We start from the raw sequence: 17,915 nt of genomic DNA, 5'->3' as shown, positions 1-17,915 counted from the left end.
ACAAGGAGGCCAGGACATAATGAAGGAAATCCACAAGATTTCGATCACCGACGCTGTTGTTGACAATCTGAAGGAACTGATTGAATCCGGTCAGTACTCCATTGGAGAAAAATTGCCGACGGAATCCCGTCTGTGTGAGAGGCTGAAGGTCAGCCGCACCAGCGTACGGGAAGCGATGCGCGTGATTCAGGCTTTGGGTTATATTAATCTGCTGCCCGGAAAGGGCGCTTTTGTGGCGAGCTATACCCCCGTGACCCACTCCGACAATTGGTACGATGTAGAGAATGCGAAATTCAATGACTTTATGGAAGTCCGCATGGCCATTGAAACGCTGTCCGTCCGCCTTTCCGTTGAGCGTGCTTCTCCAAAACAGGTGAAGGAATTGGAGCAGATCCACAAATCCTTTTTGGAGGCCAACGAATCGAAGGACCTGGTGCGCCTGATTATGCTGGACGAACTGTTCCACACAAAGATCATCAGCTATACCCGCAATCAATTGCTGATCAACATCAATAAACAGTTGCTGGAGAGTTTTCGGGTTTACCGCGGAGATTCCTTTATGAATAATGATGTTTACGCAAACGCGGTGGAACCCCACACGCGGATTTTGTTCTGCTTTCAAACGAAAAACGCATCTTTGGCCGTGAAGGAGATGCGAAAGCATTTGGAAATAACAGCGAAGGATATGGAAACAATTCATACGCGCAGGACTGAAAAATAGACTTAACATAGGCGGAACAATAAAGCAGGACCCACTGGCGCATCCCGTCGGCGGGTCCTGTCTGTAATAGAACGGTGAATTTACAACGCGGCTTTGACGGATCTGCGGAGAAGCCCGATGTCCTCGGTGCTGGACAGGCTGGTGGCTTCGGCCACTTTGCCGATAAAAAAGTCCAGGCTGTCGGGAGTAGCATCAAAGCGAATGTCCTGCAGGGTCAGAGGCATGTGCATGTAGGCCATTAGATCGCGCACTTTTTGAATCTCGCTCTCCGGGTAGCCATTGAAAGCCATCTGGATCATCAGGCCGACCGCGACGATTTCCCCGTGCAGGAAGGCGGAAGCCTTTTCCGTGTTGAAATTCCTCATAAAGTCGTATGTCGCGTGTGCGATGGCCAACTGGCCGGAACCGTCGGCGAATCCGCTGACGATCGAGGTATGCAGCAGGTTCGTCAGAACGGCGTCATGAAAACGTTTTGCGTTTTTGCCGTTGTCATAAAGGTCGCGGCCTTCCCCGAGGAGAAAATGATAAATGCCGCGGCTGTTTAAAATCTGAATGTATTCTTCCAGGCTGCAGTCGCGGTAATCTCGCATATTCATTTTTTGATGATAGCTCTCAGGCATTTTGGCGATATCGTCCAAAATCCCTGCGGCCAGCAGACGCCGCGGAGCGGACCCGATGAGGTCTTCGTCGGCGATGCAGACGTCAACCTCTTTCTTCAGTGTGATGGCGGGCGCGCGCTGTCCTTTGTCGTTGTACATGATGGCGACCATGGAAGTGGCGACGCAGGTTGCCAGGGAAGTCGGCACAGTGATGATGGGGAGGCCGCTGAAATAGGAGGCGCCTTTTGCTTCGTCGATGACTTTGCCGCCGCCGCAGCCCACTAGGACGGTGTATCCGCCCTCCAGTGCCGTTTTGGCGTATTCCCCGGCCCACTTCGTTGTACACTGAGCCTGGTGCCGGACGACATGGTAAGTGACTTTAGCGGAAATAAGATCCGCCTCGGCCGCCTGCATGACGCGGTCCATCGAGGAGGGTCCTCCGATAAAAAGCGCTTTTCCCCCCAACCGTTTGATTTCACTGGGGAGCAGAGCGATCAGCCCCTTTCCGTGAAAAAATTTTCCGCATCCAACCTTTAATGGTGAAATATGGAATCGATCAGTCATTGATTATCCCTCGCTTCGTAAATTGATAGTATGCCGCAACATGATCTCATACAATACGTTTTAAAAGCGCTTGATATCATAGAACTATAGGGAGAAAACACGATTAATTGTACGATATCATAAATATTGGTTTGAAAGGAAGAAGATCGCTATGAATCTCATGTTGGACGGAAAAGTAGTTGTAGTCACAGGAGGAGCCACCGGGATCGGGAAGTCCATAGCACGCGCTTTCGCGGAAGAAGGCTGCAAAATTGCGGTCGGCGCGCGGCGGAAGGAAAAACTGGACGAAGTGCAGCGCGAATTCGAATCGCTGGGATACCCTGTTTTCACCAAACAGATGAATGTTGCCTGTGAGCGGGATGTCGCCGAATTCTCCGAGGCGGTGTCGGCCGCCTTTGGCCGGATCGATGTCTGGGTCAACAACGCGGGGCAGACCTGTCATGACCGGATGGATGAGGTGAGTTTGGAATTCTGGCGCCAGGTCATCGATACGAACCTCACCGGGGTCTTTCTCGGCAGCAAATACGCGGCCAGGCAGATGCGCAAAACGGGCGGCGGGGTCATTTTTAACGCCGGGTCCTTTCAGTCGATTTTTCCGGCGGCCGGCTCCGGACCCTACGGCGCGGCCAAAGCAGGTGTCTGCAGCCTGACCCGTTCTTTTGCCGCGGAATACGCGAAAGACAACATCCGGGTTTTAACTTATATCCCCGGCGTGATCGAGACCCCCATGACAAAAATAGACAATTGGGCTGTGGCGACGGGGCAGCAGGGGAACATTCCCGTCAACCGGCTTGGAAGGCCGGAGGATATCGCCAATGCGGTCGTTTTTCTGGCCTCGGACAAGGCGAGCTACATCAACGGGGTAAGCGTTGAGATCACGGGGGGCAAATTCTGTGTGCAAAATCCCAGATATTCCTGGGATCATCCCTGAGAACGGCCCGATTCGCTTCCCTCCGCGGCCACCGGGCGGGCAAACGGAAGATTGCCCGCCCGGCGCGGTTCCGCTACGCCACGCCGACGGTCAGGAGAATGTTGGCGAACGTGCGTTTCTCTCCGGTGGAAATTGCCAGCCGCAGCGTCTTTTCGCCGCATGCGTCGTAAAATTCGAACCGCCCCAGCTTGGTCAATTCCATGCCGTCCAGCAGTTTCTGGAACTCGCCGAAAATTTCCGGCGTGGAATCGTCGCCCGGACTCATGACTTCCGCCTGTTCCACGCGGATGACATGCAGCAGAGTTTCCAGAACGTCGGTGACGGCGGGCTGCCCTGGCCGCAGGCCCAGCCAGACCTTCTCCGCGTCCCCTGTTTTGGAAGCCAGCGGGTAGTTGCCGTCGGCGATCAGAATCCGATCGCCGTGTCCCAGCAGCGAAAGCACCCGCATCAGTTCGGGATGGATGCAGTCTCCGGTCAACATGATTCAGGACCTCCTTATTTCTCGTTTTCTCTCAGCTGTCCCAGCTTCCCGCCGGGATGACAGCGGACATACTGCTCAGGATTCCAGCCGCGTTCCGCCTGAAGCGCGACGGAAAGCGCCTGAAGCGTCAGAAGCTCCGCGAGAATGGAATTTCGCGGCGCGCGGTTCAGCGGACCGCCCTCTTCCTCCACACCGGCGTACAGGCAGGCGTCGCAGTAAGTTCCAAGCCAGCTTCGAGGGTTGCCTGTGACGGCGATCAGCTTGCAGCCATTGCTGCGGATCGCGATGGCCGTGGCTTTCAGCTCCGCCGTTTCCCCGCTGTTGGAAATGCAGATCACCACGTCTCCCGCCACCAGCTGGCCGCAGGAGCCGTGGACGGCTTCGGTGCCGTGGAGAAAATAGCAGGGATTGCCGGTGGAGGACAGCAGGGACGCCATGTACGCGGAGACATGGCCGGGTTTGCCGATCCCGGTGATATGGAGGCGGCCGCCGTTTTTCTGAGCATTCAGGATGATTTCGGCGGTTTTTTCATAGGTGTCGCCGCCAAGTTTATCGGCAAAGTCGGAAAATTCTTTTTTGGCAGAAGTCAGGAACAGCTCCACGGCCTGCCTGCTTTCCCTTTGCAACATCATTGCATCCTTCCTTTCTATGGAAAACATCGCTTTGCTCCGCTGCGGTTACAGGAAAACGTTCCACTCGGCAGGATCGAACCCGGCGTATCCGCGTTCGCGCAGCAGGGCCTGTACCTCCGCCGCCGTGGGCAGCGAGGGCATCGCCCCCATGCGGGATACGGTGACCGCGGCAGCGTGGGAGGCAAATGCCAGCGCTTCCCGCTCCGGCAGCCCGGCGGTGATGCCGGTGCAGAAGGCCGCCACGAAGGAATCCCCGGCGGCGGTTGGATCTTTTACGTCCGGCATGCTGACGCAGGGAGTATACCGGATGCCTTCCGCACCGGCGATCGCGGACCCGTTTCCGCCCAGTGTGACGATCACGCGGTCCACCCCCTTTGCACGCAGCGCATCGGTGACTTTTTTCAGGTCTTCCCGGTTGACGGCGCCGCCGTCCGCCCGCAGAGGCAGGCCGGTCAGCAGCGCGGCCTCGTGCTCGTTGGGGGAAAGGTAGGTGACGCACTCCAGCAGCTCCGCGTCCAGGGGCGCCGCGGGGGCCGGATTCAGCATGACCGGCACGCCGGCGGCATGCGCGCAGGCGGCCGCATATTTTACAACGGGCATCGTCAGTTCCAACTGAAGCATAAGCAAATCGAATTGGCCGATTTCATCCTTCATCCATTTCAGGTCGTCGGGAGTCAGGTCAAAGTTGGCGCCGGGCACCACAAGAATGCGGTTCCTGGCGCCGTGTTCGCTGGTTTCCAGCTGGATGTTGCCCACGCCGGAGGAATGCTCTCCGCTGATCTTAACATGGGAGACATCCACGCCGGATTTCTTTGCGGCGTCCGTCATCTCGCGGCCAAAGGCGTCGCCGCCGACGCAGCCCGCCATTGTGACGGAAGCGCCGAGCCTCGCGCACTGCACGGCCTGGTTTGCGCCCTTGCCGCCGGGTGCGGTGCGGAACGATGTTCCAATGACGGTTTCGCCCATGCCCGGAACCCGCGGCGCGGAGGCGATCAGGTCCATCATGAAACTGCCCACCACAAGGATTTTCGGCTTTTTTAAACCCATTTTCTCACCTGTTTCAAAGAATCGTAATGAAATACCCGAATGGAGTGCCGGCGGAAGCCGGAGCCGCCAGTGGTTCCGGCATTTCCGCAGAGCGTTTTTCTCCTTGTTGGTATGTACTGCACATATTGTTCTGTCCGTTTCGGAAACTTGGGACGAACAGGCCTGCCCTTCAGGCATCTCAATCCATGCTTTTACAGTTTTCCGATTTCTTTGAGGATGCCGAGAGTGACTTCCATTTCTTCGTCGGTAGCGGGGGCCAGCGGGCCGCGGGCGGGACCGATCCTGACGCCGGTCACGGCTTCAACGGCGGGGCGCAGGATGGAGTTCGGAAGGATGCGGCCGTTCTGGCCCGTGGATTTGCAGAAGCGGTAAATCGGCACGAACAGCTCCTTTGCCTTCTCGTTGTCGCCTTTGGCGAAGGCGTCAAAGATCGCGCGGATCTCGTGGCCGAAGATATGGGCGCCGCCGGAAACCAGGCCCATGGCTCCCTGCACGATGGTGGGCAGCAGCATGACGTCATCGCCGTTGTAAATGGCGAAATCGGGATCCACGTCTTTGGCTGCCAGGAAGAAATCGGTTACCTGGGTCGGATTGATTCCGGCTTCGTCCTTGACGCCGATGATATTGGGGATGGCCGCAAGGCGATGGACCGTCTCAGCCTCCAGATTCACCCCGACAAAGATGGGGATGTTGTACAGCATGATGTTTGCTTTCGTGGATTCGGCCAGCTTCTTGTAATGCCGGTACAGCCCCTCCTGAGTGGGCTTGTTGTAGAACGGGCAGACGACCAGGCAGGTTTCGATACCCAGCTTGACGGCCTCGTTGGTCAGGGCGACGGTCTCTTTGGTGGAGGCGCAGCCGGTTCCGGCAATCACGGGCTTGCGTCCCGCGGAGGTCTTGACGGCGGTTTCGAACAGCTTTACCCGCTCGCCGAAAGTCAGAAGGGAAGCCTCTCCCGTTGTTCCCGTGACGATCAGCGAATCGCACAAATCGTTCCGGATCAGGTATTCGATCAGCTCGGCATATTTGTCATATGCCACCGCTTCATTTTCATCGAACGGGGTGAGCAGGGGCAGCAGGATCCGGCCGTATTTCTCTACAAATTTGTTCATGTTGGTTCCTCTCTTTTCTGTTTTTAATAGTTTGAATTATTTACTAAAAGCGTTTTCAATGATCTTTTTTTCGTTTTCGGGCAAATACGTGATCGGGCTTCTGCAGTAGCCGCAGTCCCTGCCGAGACATTTCAGAGCGTATTTGATGCGGATCGGGAATTGGTTTCCGCCCAGGCACTGCCACTTATGATAAAGGGACTTTTGGATCGCAAGGCCCTTTGCGTGGTCGCCGTTTTTGGCGCAGTTCCACATTTCCACGGATTCTTTCGGAAAAACGGAGAGAATCGCGGAAATGGCGCCGGCGGCTCCCAGATCAAAGCAGGAATAGATCATGTCGTCCGTGGCGGCGTAAACGCGGCCCTGACCGCCGACCTCCATCAGGTCCGCGTACAGCGCCTGGATGCCGCCGACGCTCTGCTTGATTCCCATAACGTATTCGGTTTCATTCAGCAGACGGTGGAACAGATCCGGATGAATGGTATTCTGCGGGATCACGTTGTAGATAATGATGGGAAGCCGCACCTCTTTGGAAATGGTGCTGTAAAAGTCGAACATTCCCTCCGCGTTGGGAACGAGAACGTTGTAGGCGGTCGGGGTCACCATAATGGCGTCCGCGCCGGCTTCCTTGGCGGCAAGCCCCGCCTTCACCGCGTCCCGCGTGCAGGTGCGCATCACCCCGCAGACGAGGGACTGGCCGGGGGAAAGATACTCCCTGGCGATGCCGGTCATGCGCTGCAGCTCTTCATCGCGCAGGGTCGGTCCTTCTCCCGTGCTTCCGCCGACGCTCAGGCCGTCTGCTCCCGCGCCGATGCAGAGCCGCATTTCACGGCGCAGCTTTTCCTCGTCGATTTCCCCTTTGGAGTCGAAGGGTGTGACGATCGGAGGAATGATACCTTCAAATTTTTTTGACATAGCTTCTCCTTCTTCACAGAATATTCTATAAAACCGGCCCGCCCGCCGGGAAACCGGGCCTCACTGGCCAAGTCCCAGAAGCGAAGGCAGGAACAGGCTTACCTGGGGGAACATGGTGATCACGAACAGGGCGATAAAGGAAAGCACGAGAAATGGCAGGATGGATTTGACGAGATCCTCAAATTTTATTCCGCCGACCGAAGACGTCGCGTACAGCACCACGCCGACGGGGGGCGTAATCAAGCCGATCGTGAGGTTTACGATCATGATGACGGCGAAATGGATCGGGCTGACGCCCATCGCGACCGCGATGGGTGCGAGGATCGGGGCAAACAGCAGCACCGCCGCCGAGGTCTCCATCCACATGCCGACGATCAGAAGAATGACATTGATGATCAGAAGAATGATGTAGCGGTTGCTTGAGAGGCCGGTCATGAACGCGGCGAGCTGCTGGGGGATATTCTGAAGGCCGATCGCCCAGGCGAACACCGCGGAGATCGAGGTGATCAGGAACAGGTTTGCCGTTGTCACCGCCGCGTTCCAGAGGGAGTCGATCACCATTTTGACCGTGAGGTTTTTGAACACAAAGATTCCGACGACCAGGGCGTACAGCACCGCCATCGCGGCCGCCTCGGTGGGGGTGAAAAAGCCGCCCGTGATGCCGATCAGGATGATGAGCGGCATGCCCATGGCGATCCAGCCGCTGATGCGGATCGCGCGCCTTTCTTCCCTGGTGTATGCTTTTTCATGTTTGGGCAGGTTGAGCCGCTTTGCGTTCAGCAGGACATACAGCATCTGCGTGGCCGTCAGGATCAGTCCGGGAATGAAGCCCGCGTACAGGACGGCGCCCACGGAGAGGGACATGGTTCCCGCGTACAGAATGGCGATGTTGCTGGGGGGGATCAGAGGGCTTTCGACGGAAGACGCGGCGGTAATAGCACACGAGAAGTTTTTGTCGTAGCCGTCTTCCTCCATCGCGTCGATCTCAATCCTGCCGAGGCCGGCGATATCGGACAGGGCCGCGCCTGAAATGCTGCCGAAGATCGTGCTGGCGAGAATGTTCACGTAGGCCAGCCCGCCCCGTTTTTTGCCGATTGCCGTCATCCGGACAAAGTCAAACAGCTTTGAGGAGATGCCCGTCCGCACCATGATCTCCGCCGCGAACATGAACAGCGGCAGCGCCATCAGCGTAAAGGAATTGATGCCGGAGAACATCCGGATCGGAATGACCAAAATGTTTGCCGGGTTGGTCATCAGCATATATACGATCGTTGCCACGCCGATGGAAAAAGCGATGGGAAGCCCAACCAGGATCGTCACGATCAGGATTAAAGTCGCTATGCCAAATTCAAACATCCTTGAACCCTCCCATCAGCAGCTGAACCGTTTTTCCGATTGTCTGCAGAATCGACAGCACTCCGCCGATAATCAGAGACATCTGTGCGTAAAGAAGCGGAAATCCCATGGAGGCGCTGAATTGCCTTCCGCCGACCTTGGGGAAGTAGATATATCCCCAGTAAACAACCAGGCACCAGAATACCAAAATTGTCAGATGGATGATGACATCCACGATCAGGCGGGGGATCCGGGGCAGACGGGTGAATATGAAATCAACGCTGATGTTGTTCCACTGCCGGATCCCGTTGCTGGCGCCGATAAACGCAACGTAGATCATGATGTATCGGGACATTTCCTCGGTCCAGGTCGGCGCCTTGATCCCTGGAATCATTCGGGTAAATACCTGCACCAACACGACAAGTGTCATGCCCGCCAGTGCTGCCACGCAGAAGATTCGGACCATGGAATTGATAAATTCCAAAAATTCATCCACTACGTCCCATATTTTCCGGACTTTGTTCATATTTCCTCCTTGTACTGTCTAAATAGAGAAATTGTTAAAATGAAAGAATTCTTCCTGTGTTCTCATGCGTTGGGAGCCGGCCGTATCCGATGGGTCGGGGTTCCGGCCGATTTCCCGGTCCGCACTGGCGCGTCGCCCCGGGGACAGTTCTCGGGGCGGCGGCTTGAGCGGCTTTTCTTATTATTCCTGTTTTTTGCCCTTTTTGCGGGAGAATGCGAAGAGGACGATAATCAGCAGAACCGCGACGACGGCGATGATGATGCCGGTGTTGCTTCCGCCCGATGGCGAGGAGGAATTCGCTGCAGACGCGGCTGCCGAGTTCCCGGAGCTGGAAGTATTCGCAGCCGTTCCGTTTGTATTCACATTCTTAATTGCAGTCTGGAGTTCGTCTACCAGGCTGGGATCTTTCAGATTCGACTTCAGGTATTCGATGACGGGAGCCTGGCAGACCTTAAAGGTTTCCAGTTCCTTCTCGTTCGGGGAGTAGACCTCAACGCCTTTTTTCGTCAGAGTGTCAATCGCCAGCGCCTCGGCGTAACGGCAGGTGCCGCGCGAGGCCAGGGTCGCCTCTTTGCCGGCTTCGTCAACCTTCGCCTGGGTGGCGGCGTCCAGACTCTCGTACCAGTCCTCGCTGATTGTAAGGAAAGCAAGGCCAAGGAGGTGCCCATCCAGGGTGCAATATTTCTGAACTTCGTTTAAGGAGGAGCCAAGGGTGGTGACGGCGGAGTTTTCCTGTCCGTCCACAACGCCCGTCTGCAATGCGCTGTACAGCTCCAGGAATGCGATCGGGGTCGCGGTGGCGCCCAGCGCTTCGATCATCTTTATGTACACCGGGCTTTCCATGACGCGAATCTTTAATCCCTTCATGTCTGCGGCCGTTTTGATCGGGCGCTTGCTGTTGGTAAAGTTCCGATAACCGCCGTTATCGTAGGCGGCAATAATGCGGATCCTGGTGTCTTTTGCAATCTTGTCAAACAGCTGAGTGCCAAAATCGCCGTCCAGAACATCATAGGCGGCGGTGGGGTTGGAAAACAGATAGGGGATCGTAAACACCTGGATATCCGGCGCGAATGATGACAGGGTGCCGTCCGCGGGAGTGCTGCCGGTAAGGGTTCCGGCCAGCATCTGTTCAATGGTGGACGACGCGTCTCCCAAAACGCCGTTCGGATACAGATCGACCGTATACTCGCCGCCGGTGGATTTCTCAAAGGCCCCCTTAAAAGCCAGCATGGCGGCATAGGACGGATGATAGATCGTCATATCGCCAACTTTTAATGTGGGAGAATCCGTAAACGCAAGTTTTACAACCTTCGAGTTGTCTTTGGCCGTGCCCGCTGCGCTGCTTGGATTTGCCGTGCTGCTTCCGCTCGCTGCGAAGGTGGAAATAGGGAATGCCATGATCACCAGAGCACACATCAACATGGAAACGATTTTTGCGGTAAACTTTCTGCTTTTCAACTGAAATTCCTCCTTCATTGGCATCCTATAATATGATGTCATATAATCTGTGTTTCATAATACACGATCCCGTCAAAATTATCAAGTATTTATAAGAAATTAACATTGATTTGATTATTATCTATAATTACCAACTTCAGAATTTGTTATTATCGATGGGAAATAATCTTGATACAGCAGTTTTTCTATTGCTTTTTAAATAGTCGATTTTTGACGATTGTATGTTGTCATTAAATTATCGAACTCGGTTTCGGCCCTTTTTGCGGGGCATAATCCGGCTTGTCCCATCCGGCAGGCGCACAGCGAAACCGTTTGCCAAAGCGAGGCTCATGTCCGTCAGTCCGGACGCGCGGGGCGGCGCGCCGATTGGGAAACCCTCGCTTTACAAATGCCAATTGCCGATGAGGATCATGCACAACATGCCCCAGGAAGTACCCAGAACCGCGCCTCCCAGAATGTCTCGCGGGAAATGCATTCCCACGTACATGCGGGTTATGCCAACGCATAAAGCGATCAAGTAGAATGATATCTTAATCCCCTGGCCTAAAATGAAGTAATTGGAAACCAGGGACGCCATGAAAAAGGCCTGGCTTGTGTGACCGCTTGGAAACGATGCGCCTCTTTCCCTTATGCCCACAATGCGGATCTGCGTCAACGCATTGTACGGCCGCTTCCTGTGAAAAAATAGTTTCAGTATTTCCACGATCAGCCATAAGAAGATATTTCCAACCGCCAATTCATATGAAAAAAGTTTTTGGGAGTGCATATAAAAAATGAAAGCTGCCAGATAAGCAAAAAGGCCGTTGCCCAGCTGCGTAACAACCAGCATTGACAGATCGAGCCAGCCGGGTCTGCCGCCTTTCCCGTTGAATAGCTGAAACAGCCGGATATCCGCCGATTCCCATGATGTCCAGACGAACGAAAGCGCCAGAATGCAAAAAAAGGCAAGCATAAGAACCCAGAATAATCTGGCTTGGACCGCCTTCCAAAGCGATACCCAAAGGTGGCTGGGCACAACGGCAACGGTGACGAAAAGTGCCGATAAGATCAGAATAAGCCATTGAAGAGGGTTCGCAGGCAACAGACTGGTTTTTCTTCTCATTTTTAATATTCTCATCATTTATATCCGGTTATGACTTGAAAAGAGGACCGTTGTGCTTCGATTTTGATATGCCCTAAGTCAAGATCAACGCCGTCGGCCATCACGGGCAGGTCCGGAAAAGTATCCAGTTCGATTTTTTTTGAGCAGAATCTCTGAATCCGTTCATCTTCCAGGCTGTTGATTTTTATGGCGCAGCCTGCTAAATCCAGTTTTGTCATGTCTGTAAACACAGAGACGTCCAAAAGGCCGTCGCGGTAGGCGTGAGCCGGCCCGACTTCGTAATGGCGAAATATATAAGGCATGCTTGAAACAACGATGCAGTATGCGGTGCCGTTGAGCTGATATTTATCATCGACCAGCATGTGGAACTGAGCAGGCTTTGTTTTTGCCAATTTTGAGATAAAGTCGCTGATTCTGAGAAAATTCCCGTGCTGGATCGCGTCGGCAGACGAAAATACGCTGGAAATCAATCCGATTGAACACACTTCCAGAAAAGAAAAATATTTTTTTCCGCTGGTCAGCAAACCAATGTCAACCGTCTCAGCTTGTCCCGAATTTGATAACCGCATCGCAGAATCGAGATCGAAGGGAATTTTCAAGCTGTATGCAATGTTATTTTGGGTGCCCTTTGGAATAATGTTCAGGATTGCCCCGTAACCGTTCAACTCTCTCGCCACGGAGGAGACGGTCCCGTCCCCGCCGCACACTGTGAAACGACGAATGCCTCTTATGAAGGCGTCATGGATCATTTCGCCGAGATTACCGTCCGGCTCCGTGAAATATGTTTCAAAAAGGGAGCCGGATTGCTGAAGGCCCGATTCAACTTCCATCAATTGTTCAGCAGATTGTTTCCTGTTTCCCGAGTAGGGATTAAAAATCAATTTGGTCATTTTTTGCAGCTGTGGTCCGCTTAATTCCATTTTGTGCATTTTCAGTGAATCCCTCTGCCTGACATCTGCATAATTTTCTTCGAATAGAATTACCGGAACGCAAAATTTTATAATACAAAAGCGCTTTTCGGCAAAAAAAGAGAAGGCTCCGATCTTTCGGAGCCTGATTCATTTTAGCCCTGGGGCTGCTGTGTTTGAGTATTGCCCTGTTTACCCTGATTCATGTTAGAGATGATCTGCGGAATCTTGTCAACGATCTGACTTGCTCCGTTAGGATTCATGGGAAGCATGGAAATGTCCTGGCTCTGACTGTCGAAAACGATCACTGCTTCCGTATTCAGCTTGGCCCCAAGCCCAAGTGCTCCGGAGCCGGTGTTGGAACTCCCATTGTTTGAGGCGGCGGCGTTCATCTGGCTCTTCATGGAGGCGTTTCCGCCCCCGTAGCCTATCGTTACGGAGACGACGGGCATCAGCGTTTTGTTTCCCTGTGTGACGGGTTTCCCGATAACGCCCTCATTCTGCGTAAAATTTTCCAGACTGTGGAATAAAGTGTCGACGTTTTCAGATATCTCCAATTGATCCATAATATTTTTCACTCCTTTTAGCGGGCCTTTTCAGAATAAAGTTTACGAATGTTTTACCCAAGTTCAGTTTTGCCTCTGCTTTCACAACCAGATAGGCATGATCGGAAAAAAAATCCGGTGCCATATCGATCGAAATATTGGGGACAATAGATTGGATGAAAAGAGAAAATCCGCTGGAAATGCCGGTAAGGAAAGGGGTCCTGAATCCATAGGCGGCATTGCAGCAAGCCTGCTCCACGGAGAGGCCGCGGATATGAAAAAAATTGCGTTTCCCTTTTGGCTTTGATTTTAGATCCCATGACGCAACGCGGTTGTCGGAAAAAAAGACGGAGAAGTTTTGGCACGGTCCTTTTTTTAAAAATTGAACCGAAACGGTTTGAATCAGCCATGATCCCCGGATCAGCAATTTGTTTTCATCAGTATCCAGATTCAGCACGACACGGGCAGGCTCAGTAAATGATGCAATGAGAAAGACTGATATCAGCAATAAAATAAAGAAAAATATATACATAGGAGCTTAACCCTCCCGAATCCTTATTTTGCCCTGAACCGATTTTTTAAAACTGATATTTTTTGCCATCTTTTTCAACAGCCGCTTTTTGAAAAAACATGGGGCCGGATCTTCTCCGGACGAACTCCGCAACTCATTGACAAAACAAAGGATATAACCTATAATTTCAGTAGGAATCATATGGAATGGGGCGCCGCCCGCGCTGGTACCGGACCTTTTTGCGGGCTGCGGAAATCCGACAGGCAAAACATGGTTTTGATCCTGTCCTTTATAAAGGAATGGGACTTATGACACCGAATGAAAAATACGGGCGGCTGACAGATTACCTCTTTCAGCTCGGGAGCGTGGCGGTTGCGTTCTCATCCGGAGTGGATTCCACGTTTTTGCTGAAGACGGCGCATGACGTTCTGGGCTCAAACGCGATTGCCGTCACAGCGCGATCCTGTTCTTTTCCCGAGAGAGAGCTCCGCGAGGCGGAAGCCTTTTGCCGGGAGGAGGGAATCCGGCATTTTATTGTGGACAGCGAGGAACTGGAAATTGAGGGGTTCGGCCGGAACCCTAAAAACCGCTGTTATCTGTGCAAGCACGAACTGTTCACAAAGATCAGAAAGATCGCGGATGAGCAGGGCATATCGGAAGTGGCGGAAGGCTCGAATTTGGACGACAACGGAGATTATCGGCCCGGTCTTGCGGCGGTGGCGGAACTTGGAATAAAGAGCCCGCTGAGGTACGCCGGGATGACCAAAAAGGACATCCGGGATCTGTCCAGACAGCTTGGCCTTCGGACATGGGACAAGCAGTCGTTCGCCTGCCTTTCCAGCCGGTTTGTCTACGGCGAAGCCATTACCAGGGAAAAGCTCGGGATGGTCGACCGGGCGGAACAGCTGCTGCTTGACATGGGCTTTCATCAGGTCAGAGTCCGCATTCATGGGGCGATGGCAAGGGTGGAAGTGTTGCCCGGCGAACTGGGCCGGCTCATCGAGGAAGAAAATCGGCTGAGGATCTCAGAATATTTTCACAGCCTCGGCTTTTCTTATGTCACGTTGGATCTTGACGGCTATCGGACAGGAAGCATGAATCTGACGCTGAAGCAAGTGGAAAGCAAAGCGTGACCTTCAGACATGCCCGAACGGGTGAAGGGAAGAAAGAAATTTTTGGGGCAATGAGAATTTACGCCGACAATGCGGCGACAACTAAATTGAGCGGAACAGCGCTGGACGCGATGCTGCCATATCTGACGGATCGGTACGGCAACCCTTCCAGCCTGCACGAGGACGGCGCGGCAGCCGCTGCGGCCCTGCTGGAGGCGCGGGAAACCATGGCCGGCCTGCTGAACTGCGCGGCGCGCGAGCTTTCCTTCACCTCCGGCGGCAGCGAAGCGGACAATCAGGCGCTTCTGTCGGCCGCCTCCTGGGGGGCCGCGCACGGGCGGCGGCATATTGTTTCCACGGAATTCGAGCATCCGGCGGTCCTGCGCACGCTGGAATATCTGGAAGCCCGCGGGTTCGGGGTGACGCTGCTCCCTGTTTCTGCCGAAGGGATCATCCGCCCGGAGCAGGTCTCCTCAGCGATACGGCCCGACACCTGCCTTGTCAGCGTCATGGCGGCGAACAATGAGGTGGGGACGGTCCAGCCGGTCAAAGAGATCGGAGACCTGTGCCGCCGGAACAATGTCCTTTTTCATTCGGATGCCGTGCAGGCGGCGGGGCATATCCCGATTGACCTTTCAGAAATGAACGTGGACCTGCTGTCTTTGTCGGCGCACAAATTTCACGGTCCAAAAGGGATCGGCGCGCTTTATCTCCGAAGGGGCATCCGGCCGGTTTCCCTGATCCGCGGAGGCGGGCAGGAACGGGGCGGACGGGCCGGAACGGAAAATGTTCCGGCCGTCGCCGGCATGGCGGCGGCCCTTCGGGAGAGCTGCGGAAAACTGGAAGAAAATGCGGATTATATTGCCCGGATGCGCGAGGAGCTCATCTCCGGGCTGGAGCGGATCAGGGGAGCCTACCTGATCGGCGGCCGTTCGCGAAGGGTCCCGGGAATCGTGAACTTTTGCTTTGAGGACGTCGAATCCGAGCCGCTGCTCCTTCTGCTGGACGCAGACGGCATCAGCGCTTCGGCCGGCTCGGCCTGTTCCGCGGGAGCGCTGGAACCGAGCCATGTTCTCCGCAGCATGGGGGTGCCGGACCGCCTCGCTCGAGGGTCGCTGCGGCTTTCCCTGAGCGAATACAACACACCGGAAGAAATCAGCCGGATTATTTTATCCGTGACATCCGCTGTTTCCAGACTGCGAAAGGAGAACCCATGAAGCGCGTTCTTGTCGCCATGAGCGGCGGGGTCGATTCGAGCGTCGCCGCCTATCTGCTGAAAAAACAGGGATACGAGTGCGTCGGCGCCACGATGAAGCTCTATGAAAATGAAATCGTCGGGCAGAAGCGGACCAATACCTGCTGCAGCCTGGACGATATCGAAGACGCGAGAAGCGTCGCCCACCGCATCGGAATCCCTTACCATGTGTTCAACTTCACCGCCGACTTTGAAGAGCAGGTGATCCGGAGGTTTGTGGCCGCTTACGAAGCGGGAGCGACTCCGAATCCCTGTATCGACTGCAACCGCTACCTGAAATTTGAAAGGCTTTTCCGCCGGGCGCAGGAACTGGACTGCGACTTCGTGGCCACCGGGCATTACGCCCGCATTGAGTTCCAGAAAGCGTCGGGACGGTATCTCCTGAAAAAGGGACTCGACGGCGGCAAGGATCAAAGCTATGTGCTCTATTCCATGACGCAGGAGCAGCTTGCGCATACTCTGTTTCCGCTCGGAGAACTGAACAAAGCGGATGTGCGCAAAATCGCGGAAGAGCAGGGGCTGGTCAACGCTCACAAGCACGACAGTCAGGATATCTGCTTTGTCCCGGACGGCGATTACAGCGCGTTCATTGAGAGGTACACCGGAAAGGCTTATCCGAAGGGGGCCTTTCTCGGTGCGGACGGAAAAATCCTCGGGGAGCATCAGGGACTGATCCGCTACACCATCGGACAGCGGAAAGGGCTTGGGATTTCCGCTGAAAAGCCGCTGTATGTCCGCGGGAAATCCGTCCGGGAAAATACCGTGACGCTTGGCGGCAATGAGGAACTGTACTCTTCGTCGCTCGTCGCGGACGGATTCAACCTGATTGCATATCAGACATTGAGCGCCCCCGCCCGCGTCACGGCGCGGGTCCGCTACCGGCAGAAGGAGCAGGCGGCGGTCGTGACTCCCCTTGACGGGGGAAAGGTCATGGTAAACTTTGAAAAACCGCAGAGGGCTGTTGCGCCCGGCCAGGCGATTGTGTTTTACAGCGGGGACATTGTGGTGGGCGGGGCCACGATCTGCTCGGACGGCAGCGCTCGCGGCGATCGAAAGGAAACGGCGGATTTACAGCGGTTGTAAACCCTGGTCAAAAGCGCGACGGCTGCCGCGGATGCTTCTTTTCGCGGAATGGGCGGAAAGAGCCAGCATAGGTCATCTCTATGTCAGGCCATAAGCTTTTTAAATTGGCTGTCCCGGCGCTTTTATGCTATCCTGATAGAAACTGATTCCTATGGTTCCAATATGCGGAGAGGAGATGGGTCAATGCGCACAAACGAACTGTTCAAAAGAAAAACGGTGTTTTCTTTTGAAGTCTTTCCGCCCAAGAAAACTTCTTCGATCGATGTAGTTTATCATACTCTGCAGGAGCTGAACGGGCTTTCCCCCGATTTCATCAGCGTTACTTACGGAGCCGCGGGCGGGGGAAGCAACCACACCGTTCAGATTGCCTCCGCTATCAAGAACAGATACGGCCTTGAGAGCGTCGCCCATCTCCCATGCATCAACTTTACGAAGGAGGAAGTGCTTGAGACGCTTGAAAGCCTGAAGCGGAACGGCATTGAAAATATTCTTGCGCTGCGCGGGGACCTCAGCCCGGATATTCCCCCCAAGGCCGATTTCAGGCACGCGAGCGACCTGATTTCGTTCCTGAAGGAAAACGGCGATTTCAATATCATCGGGGCGTGTTACCCGGAGGGACATCCGGAATCGGGCGGAATTGTAAAGGACATTCTTAATTTGAAGAAAAAAGTTGACGCGGGCGCGGACCAGTTGATTTCCCAGCTTTTTTTCGACAACAGCTGTTTCTATTCCTTCCTGGAACGCGCCAGAATTGCCGGAATCGATGTGCCGATCCAGGCCGGGATCATGCCGGTGACGAACAGAAAGCAGATTGAACGGATGGTTACCCTCTGCGGGGCGACGCTTCCCAAAAAGTTTGTCAAAGTGATGGAAAGGTACGGGGATAATCCAAACGCAATGCGGGATGCGGGGATCGCCTACGCGATCGACCAGATTGTCGATCTTGTCGCGCAGGGAGTGGACGGAATCCACCTTTATACCATGAACAACTCCTATGTCGCAACGAAAATCAGCGAAGCGGTTACGAGTCTTCTGAAAGCGAATAAAATCACGGCATAAAAAATACACGTTCCGGACGAAG

At 54.4% G+C, this 17,915-nt stretch carries 19 protein-coding genes; 6 read left to right on the top strand and 13 right to left on the bottom strand.

Annotated elements, in window-relative coordinates; genetic code table 11:
- The first annotated feature begins 19 nt into the window (after nt 1-19).
- Nucleotides 20-721, top strand: a complete 702-nt coding sequence (locus VA597_RS14015; protein ID WP_164919080.1) for a FadR/GntR family transcriptional regulator — start codon at nt 20-22, stop codon at nt 719-721.
- An 80-nt stretch (nt 722-801) separates the two neighbouring features.
- Here VA597_RS14015 and VA597_RS14010 read toward each other — a convergent pair whose 3' ends face one another.
- Nucleotides 802-1,884 (bottom strand): iron-containing alcohol dehydrogenase, encoded by a 1,083-nt coding sequence (locus VA597_RS14010; RefSeq protein ID WP_128743525.1) that lies wholly within the window; start codon nt 1,882-1,884, stop codon nt 802-804.
- A gap of 151 nt (nt 1,885-2,035) precedes the next feature.
- Between VA597_RS14010 and VA597_RS14005 the strand changes: the two genes are divergently transcribed.
- Entirely contained in the window at nt 2,036-2,815 is a 780-nt protein-coding gene (locus tag VA597_RS14005; protein ID WP_128743523.1) for an SDR family NAD(P)-dependent oxidoreductase, read from the top strand.
- Nucleotides 2,816-2,888: 73 nt separating this feature from the next.
- Here VA597_RS14005 and VA597_RS14000 read toward each other — a convergent pair whose 3' ends face one another.
- From VA597_RS14000 to VA597_RS13945, 12 genes are all read right to left on the bottom strand, one after another.
- Entirely contained in the window at nt 2,889-3,296 is a 408-nt protein-coding gene (locus tag VA597_RS14000; protein WP_326974777.1) for an RbsD/FucU family protein, read from the bottom strand.
- 14 nt (nt 3,297-3,310) lie between these two features.
- Entirely contained in the window at nt 3,311-3,925 is a 615-nt protein-coding gene (locus tag VA597_RS13995; RefSeq protein WP_326975690.1) for a KpsF/GutQ family sugar-phosphate isomerase, read from the bottom strand.
- A 48-nt stretch (nt 3,926-3,973) separates the two neighbouring features.
- The gene (locus tag VA597_RS13990) at nt 3,974-4,975 is read right to left on the bottom strand and encodes a ribokinase (protein WP_326974775.1); all 1,002 of its coding nucleotides are present in this window, start codon (nt 4,973-4,975) and stop codon (nt 3,974-3,976) included.
- 191 nt (nt 4,976-5,166) lie between these two features.
- Nucleotides 5,167-6,087, bottom strand: coding sequence for a 4-hydroxy-tetrahydrodipicolinate synthase (gene dapA / locus VA597_RS13985; RefSeq protein WP_326974774.1), 921 nt, complete (start codon nt 6,085-6,087; stop codon nt 5,167-5,169).
- 36 nt (nt 6,088-6,123) lie between these two features.
- Nucleotides 6,124-6,999, bottom strand: coding sequence for a dihydrodipicolinate synthase family protein (locus tag VA597_RS13980; protein ID WP_326974773.1), 876 nt, complete (start codon nt 6,997-6,999; stop codon nt 6,124-6,126).
- A gap of 60 nt (nt 7,000-7,059) precedes the next feature.
- On the bottom strand, nt 7,060-8,355 hold the full coding sequence (locus VA597_RS13975; RefSeq protein ID WP_326974772.1) for a TRAP transporter large permease: 1,296 nt from the start codon (nt 8,353-8,355) through the stop codon (nt 7,060-7,062).
- Nucleotides 8,348-8,860, bottom strand: coding sequence for a TRAP transporter small permease (locus tag VA597_RS13970; protein ID WP_326974771.1), 513 nt, complete (start codon nt 8,858-8,860; stop codon nt 8,348-8,350). Before VA597_RS13970 ends, VA597_RS13975 begins: the two co-directional genes overlap by 8 nt.
- A gap of 180 nt (nt 8,861-9,040) precedes the next feature.
- Nucleotides 9,041-10,318, bottom strand: a complete 1,278-nt coding sequence (locus tag VA597_RS13965) for a TRAP transporter substrate-binding protein (protein WP_164919079.1) — start codon at nt 10,316-10,318, stop codon at nt 9,041-9,043.
- A 382-nt stretch (nt 10,319-10,700) separates the two neighbouring features.
- Nucleotides 10,701-11,270 carry a phosphatase PAP2 family protein gene (locus VA597_RS13960; protein WP_326974770.1) on the bottom strand — a complete coding sequence of 190 codons (570 nt, stop codon included), beginning with the start codon at nt 11,268-11,270 and terminating at the stop codon, nt 10,701-10,703.
- Between the two features lie 164 nt (nt 11,271-11,434).
- Nucleotides 11,435-12,310 carry a diacylglycerol/lipid kinase family protein gene (locus VA597_RS13955; protein WP_164919077.1) on the bottom strand — a complete coding sequence of 292 codons (876 nt, stop codon included), beginning with the start codon at nt 12,308-12,310 and terminating at the stop codon, nt 11,435-11,437.
- Between the two features lie 173 nt (nt 12,311-12,483).
- Nucleotides 12,484-12,894, bottom strand: a complete 411-nt coding sequence (locus tag VA597_RS13950) for a GerW family sporulation protein (protein ID WP_128743504.1) — start codon at nt 12,892-12,894, stop codon at nt 12,484-12,486.
- Nucleotides 12,872-13,405, bottom strand: a complete 534-nt coding sequence (locus tag VA597_RS13945; protein ID WP_128743502.1) for a hypothetical protein — start codon at nt 13,403-13,405, stop codon at nt 12,872-12,874. The genes VA597_RS13950 and VA597_RS13945 overlap by 23 nt, the downstream gene beginning before the upstream one ends.
- Nucleotides 13,406-13,692: 287 nt before the next feature.
- On the opposite strand from VA597_RS13945, the gene larE reads away from it, so the two are divergent.
- The 4 genes from larE (at nt 13,693) to metF (ending at nt 17,893) form a co-directional block, all read left to right on the top strand.
- The gene (gene larE / locus VA597_RS13940; protein ID WP_243112525.1) at nt 13,693-14,517 is read left to right on the top strand and encodes an ATP-dependent sacrificial sulfur transferase LarE; all 825 of its coding nucleotides are present in this window, start codon (nt 13,693-13,695) and stop codon (nt 14,515-14,517) included.
- A gap of 50 nt (nt 14,518-14,567) precedes the next feature.
- A complete protein-coding gene (locus VA597_RS13935) occupies nt 14,568-15,713 on the top strand; it encodes a cysteine desulfurase family protein (protein WP_128743498.1) in 1,146 nt (381 codons plus the stop codon).
- Nucleotides 15,710-16,834 carry a tRNA 2-thiouridine(34) synthase MnmA gene (mnmA, locus tag VA597_RS13930; RefSeq protein ID WP_128743496.1) on the top strand — a complete coding sequence of 375 codons (1,125 nt, stop codon included), beginning with the start codon at nt 15,710-15,712 and terminating at the stop codon, nt 16,832-16,834. Before VA597_RS13935 ends, mnmA begins: the two co-directional genes overlap by 4 nt.
- Before the next feature lie 183 nt (nt 16,835-17,017).
- A complete protein-coding gene (metF, locus tag VA597_RS13925; protein WP_128743494.1) occupies nt 17,018-17,893 on the top strand; it encodes a methylenetetrahydrofolate reductase [NAD(P)H] in 876 nt (291 codons plus the stop codon).
- Nucleotides 17,894-17,915 lie beyond the last annotated feature (22 nt).

Source organism: Caproicibacter sp. BJN0012 (assembly GCF_035986805.1).
In the GTDB taxonomy this organism is placed as follows: Bacteria; Bacillota; Clostridia; order Oscillospirales; family Acutalibacteraceae; genus Caproicibacter.
Note: the sequence above shows the minus strand (reverse complement) of the source record. Positions and strands in the feature narration are given on the sequence as shown.

What these genes read in the sequence shown, in the direction of transcription:
- dapA (WP_326974774.1), bottom strand. Translation starts at nt 6,087, where the DNA reads ATGAACAAATTTGTAGAGAAATACGGCCGGATCCTGCTGCCCCTGCTC.
- VA597_RS14015 (WP_164919080.1), top strand. Translation starts at nt 20, where the DNA reads ATGAAGGAAATCCACAAGATTTCGATCACCGACGCTGTTGTTGACAAT.
- VA597_RS13990 (WP_326974775.1), bottom strand. Translation starts at nt 4,975, where the DNA reads ATGGGTTTAAAAAAGCCGAAAATCCTTGTGGTGGGCAGTTTCATGATG.
- VA597_RS13955 (WP_164919077.1), bottom strand. Translation starts at nt 12,310, where the DNA reads ATGACCAAATTGATTTTTAATCCCTACTCGGGAAACAGGAAACAATCT.
- VA597_RS13970 (WP_326974771.1), bottom strand. Translation starts at nt 8,860, where the DNA reads ATGAACAAAGTCCGGAAAATATGGGACGTAGTGGATGAATTTTTGGAA.
- VA597_RS13980 (WP_326974773.1), bottom strand. Translation starts at nt 6,999, where the DNA reads ATGTCAAAAAAATTTGAAGGTATCATTCCTCCGATCGTCACACCCTTC.
- VA597_RS13935 (WP_128743498.1), top strand. Translation starts at nt 14,568, where the DNA reads ATGAGAATTTACGCCGACAATGCGGCGACAACTAAATTGAGCGGAACA.
- VA597_RS14005 (WP_128743523.1), top strand. Translation starts at nt 2,036, where the DNA reads ATGAATCTCATGTTGGACGGAAAAGTAGTTGTAGTCACAGGAGGAGCC.
- VA597_RS13950 (WP_128743504.1), bottom strand. Translation starts at nt 12,894, where the DNA reads ATGGATCAATTGGAGATATCTGAAAACGTCGACACTTTATTCCACAGT.
- VA597_RS14000 (WP_326974777.1), bottom strand. Translation starts at nt 3,296, where the DNA reads ATGTTGACCGGAGACTGCATCCATCCCGAACTGATGCGGGTGCTTTCG.
- VA597_RS13995 (WP_326975690.1), bottom strand. Translation starts at nt 3,925, where the DNA reads ATGTTGCAAAGGGAAAGCAGGCAGGCCGTGGAGCTGTTCCTGACTTCT.
- larE (WP_243112525.1), top strand. Translation starts at nt 13,693, where the DNA reads ATGACACCGAATGAAAAATACGGGCGGCTGACAGATTACCTCTTTCAG.
- VA597_RS13960 (WP_326974770.1), bottom strand. Translation starts at nt 11,270, where the DNA reads ATGCTTGCCTTTTTTTGCATTCTGGCGCTTTCGTTCGTCTGGACATCA.
- VA597_RS13975 (WP_326974772.1), bottom strand. Translation starts at nt 8,355, where the DNA reads ATGTTTGAATTTGGCATAGCGACTTTAATCCTGATCGTGACGATCCTG.
- VA597_RS14010 (WP_128743525.1), bottom strand. Translation starts at nt 1,884, where the DNA reads ATGACTGATCGATTCCATATTTCACCATTAAAGGTTGGATGCGGAAAA.
- VA597_RS13945 (WP_128743502.1), bottom strand. Translation starts at nt 13,405, where the DNA reads ATGTATATATTTTTCTTTATTTTATTGCTGATATCAGTCTTTCTCATT.
- metF (WP_128743494.1), top strand. Translation starts at nt 17,018, where the DNA reads ATGCGCACAAACGAACTGTTCAAAAGAAAAACGGTGTTTTCTTTTGAA.
- mnmA (WP_128743496.1), top strand. Translation starts at nt 15,710, where the DNA reads ATGAAGCGCGTTCTTGTCGCCATGAGCGGCGGGGTCGATTCGAGCGTC.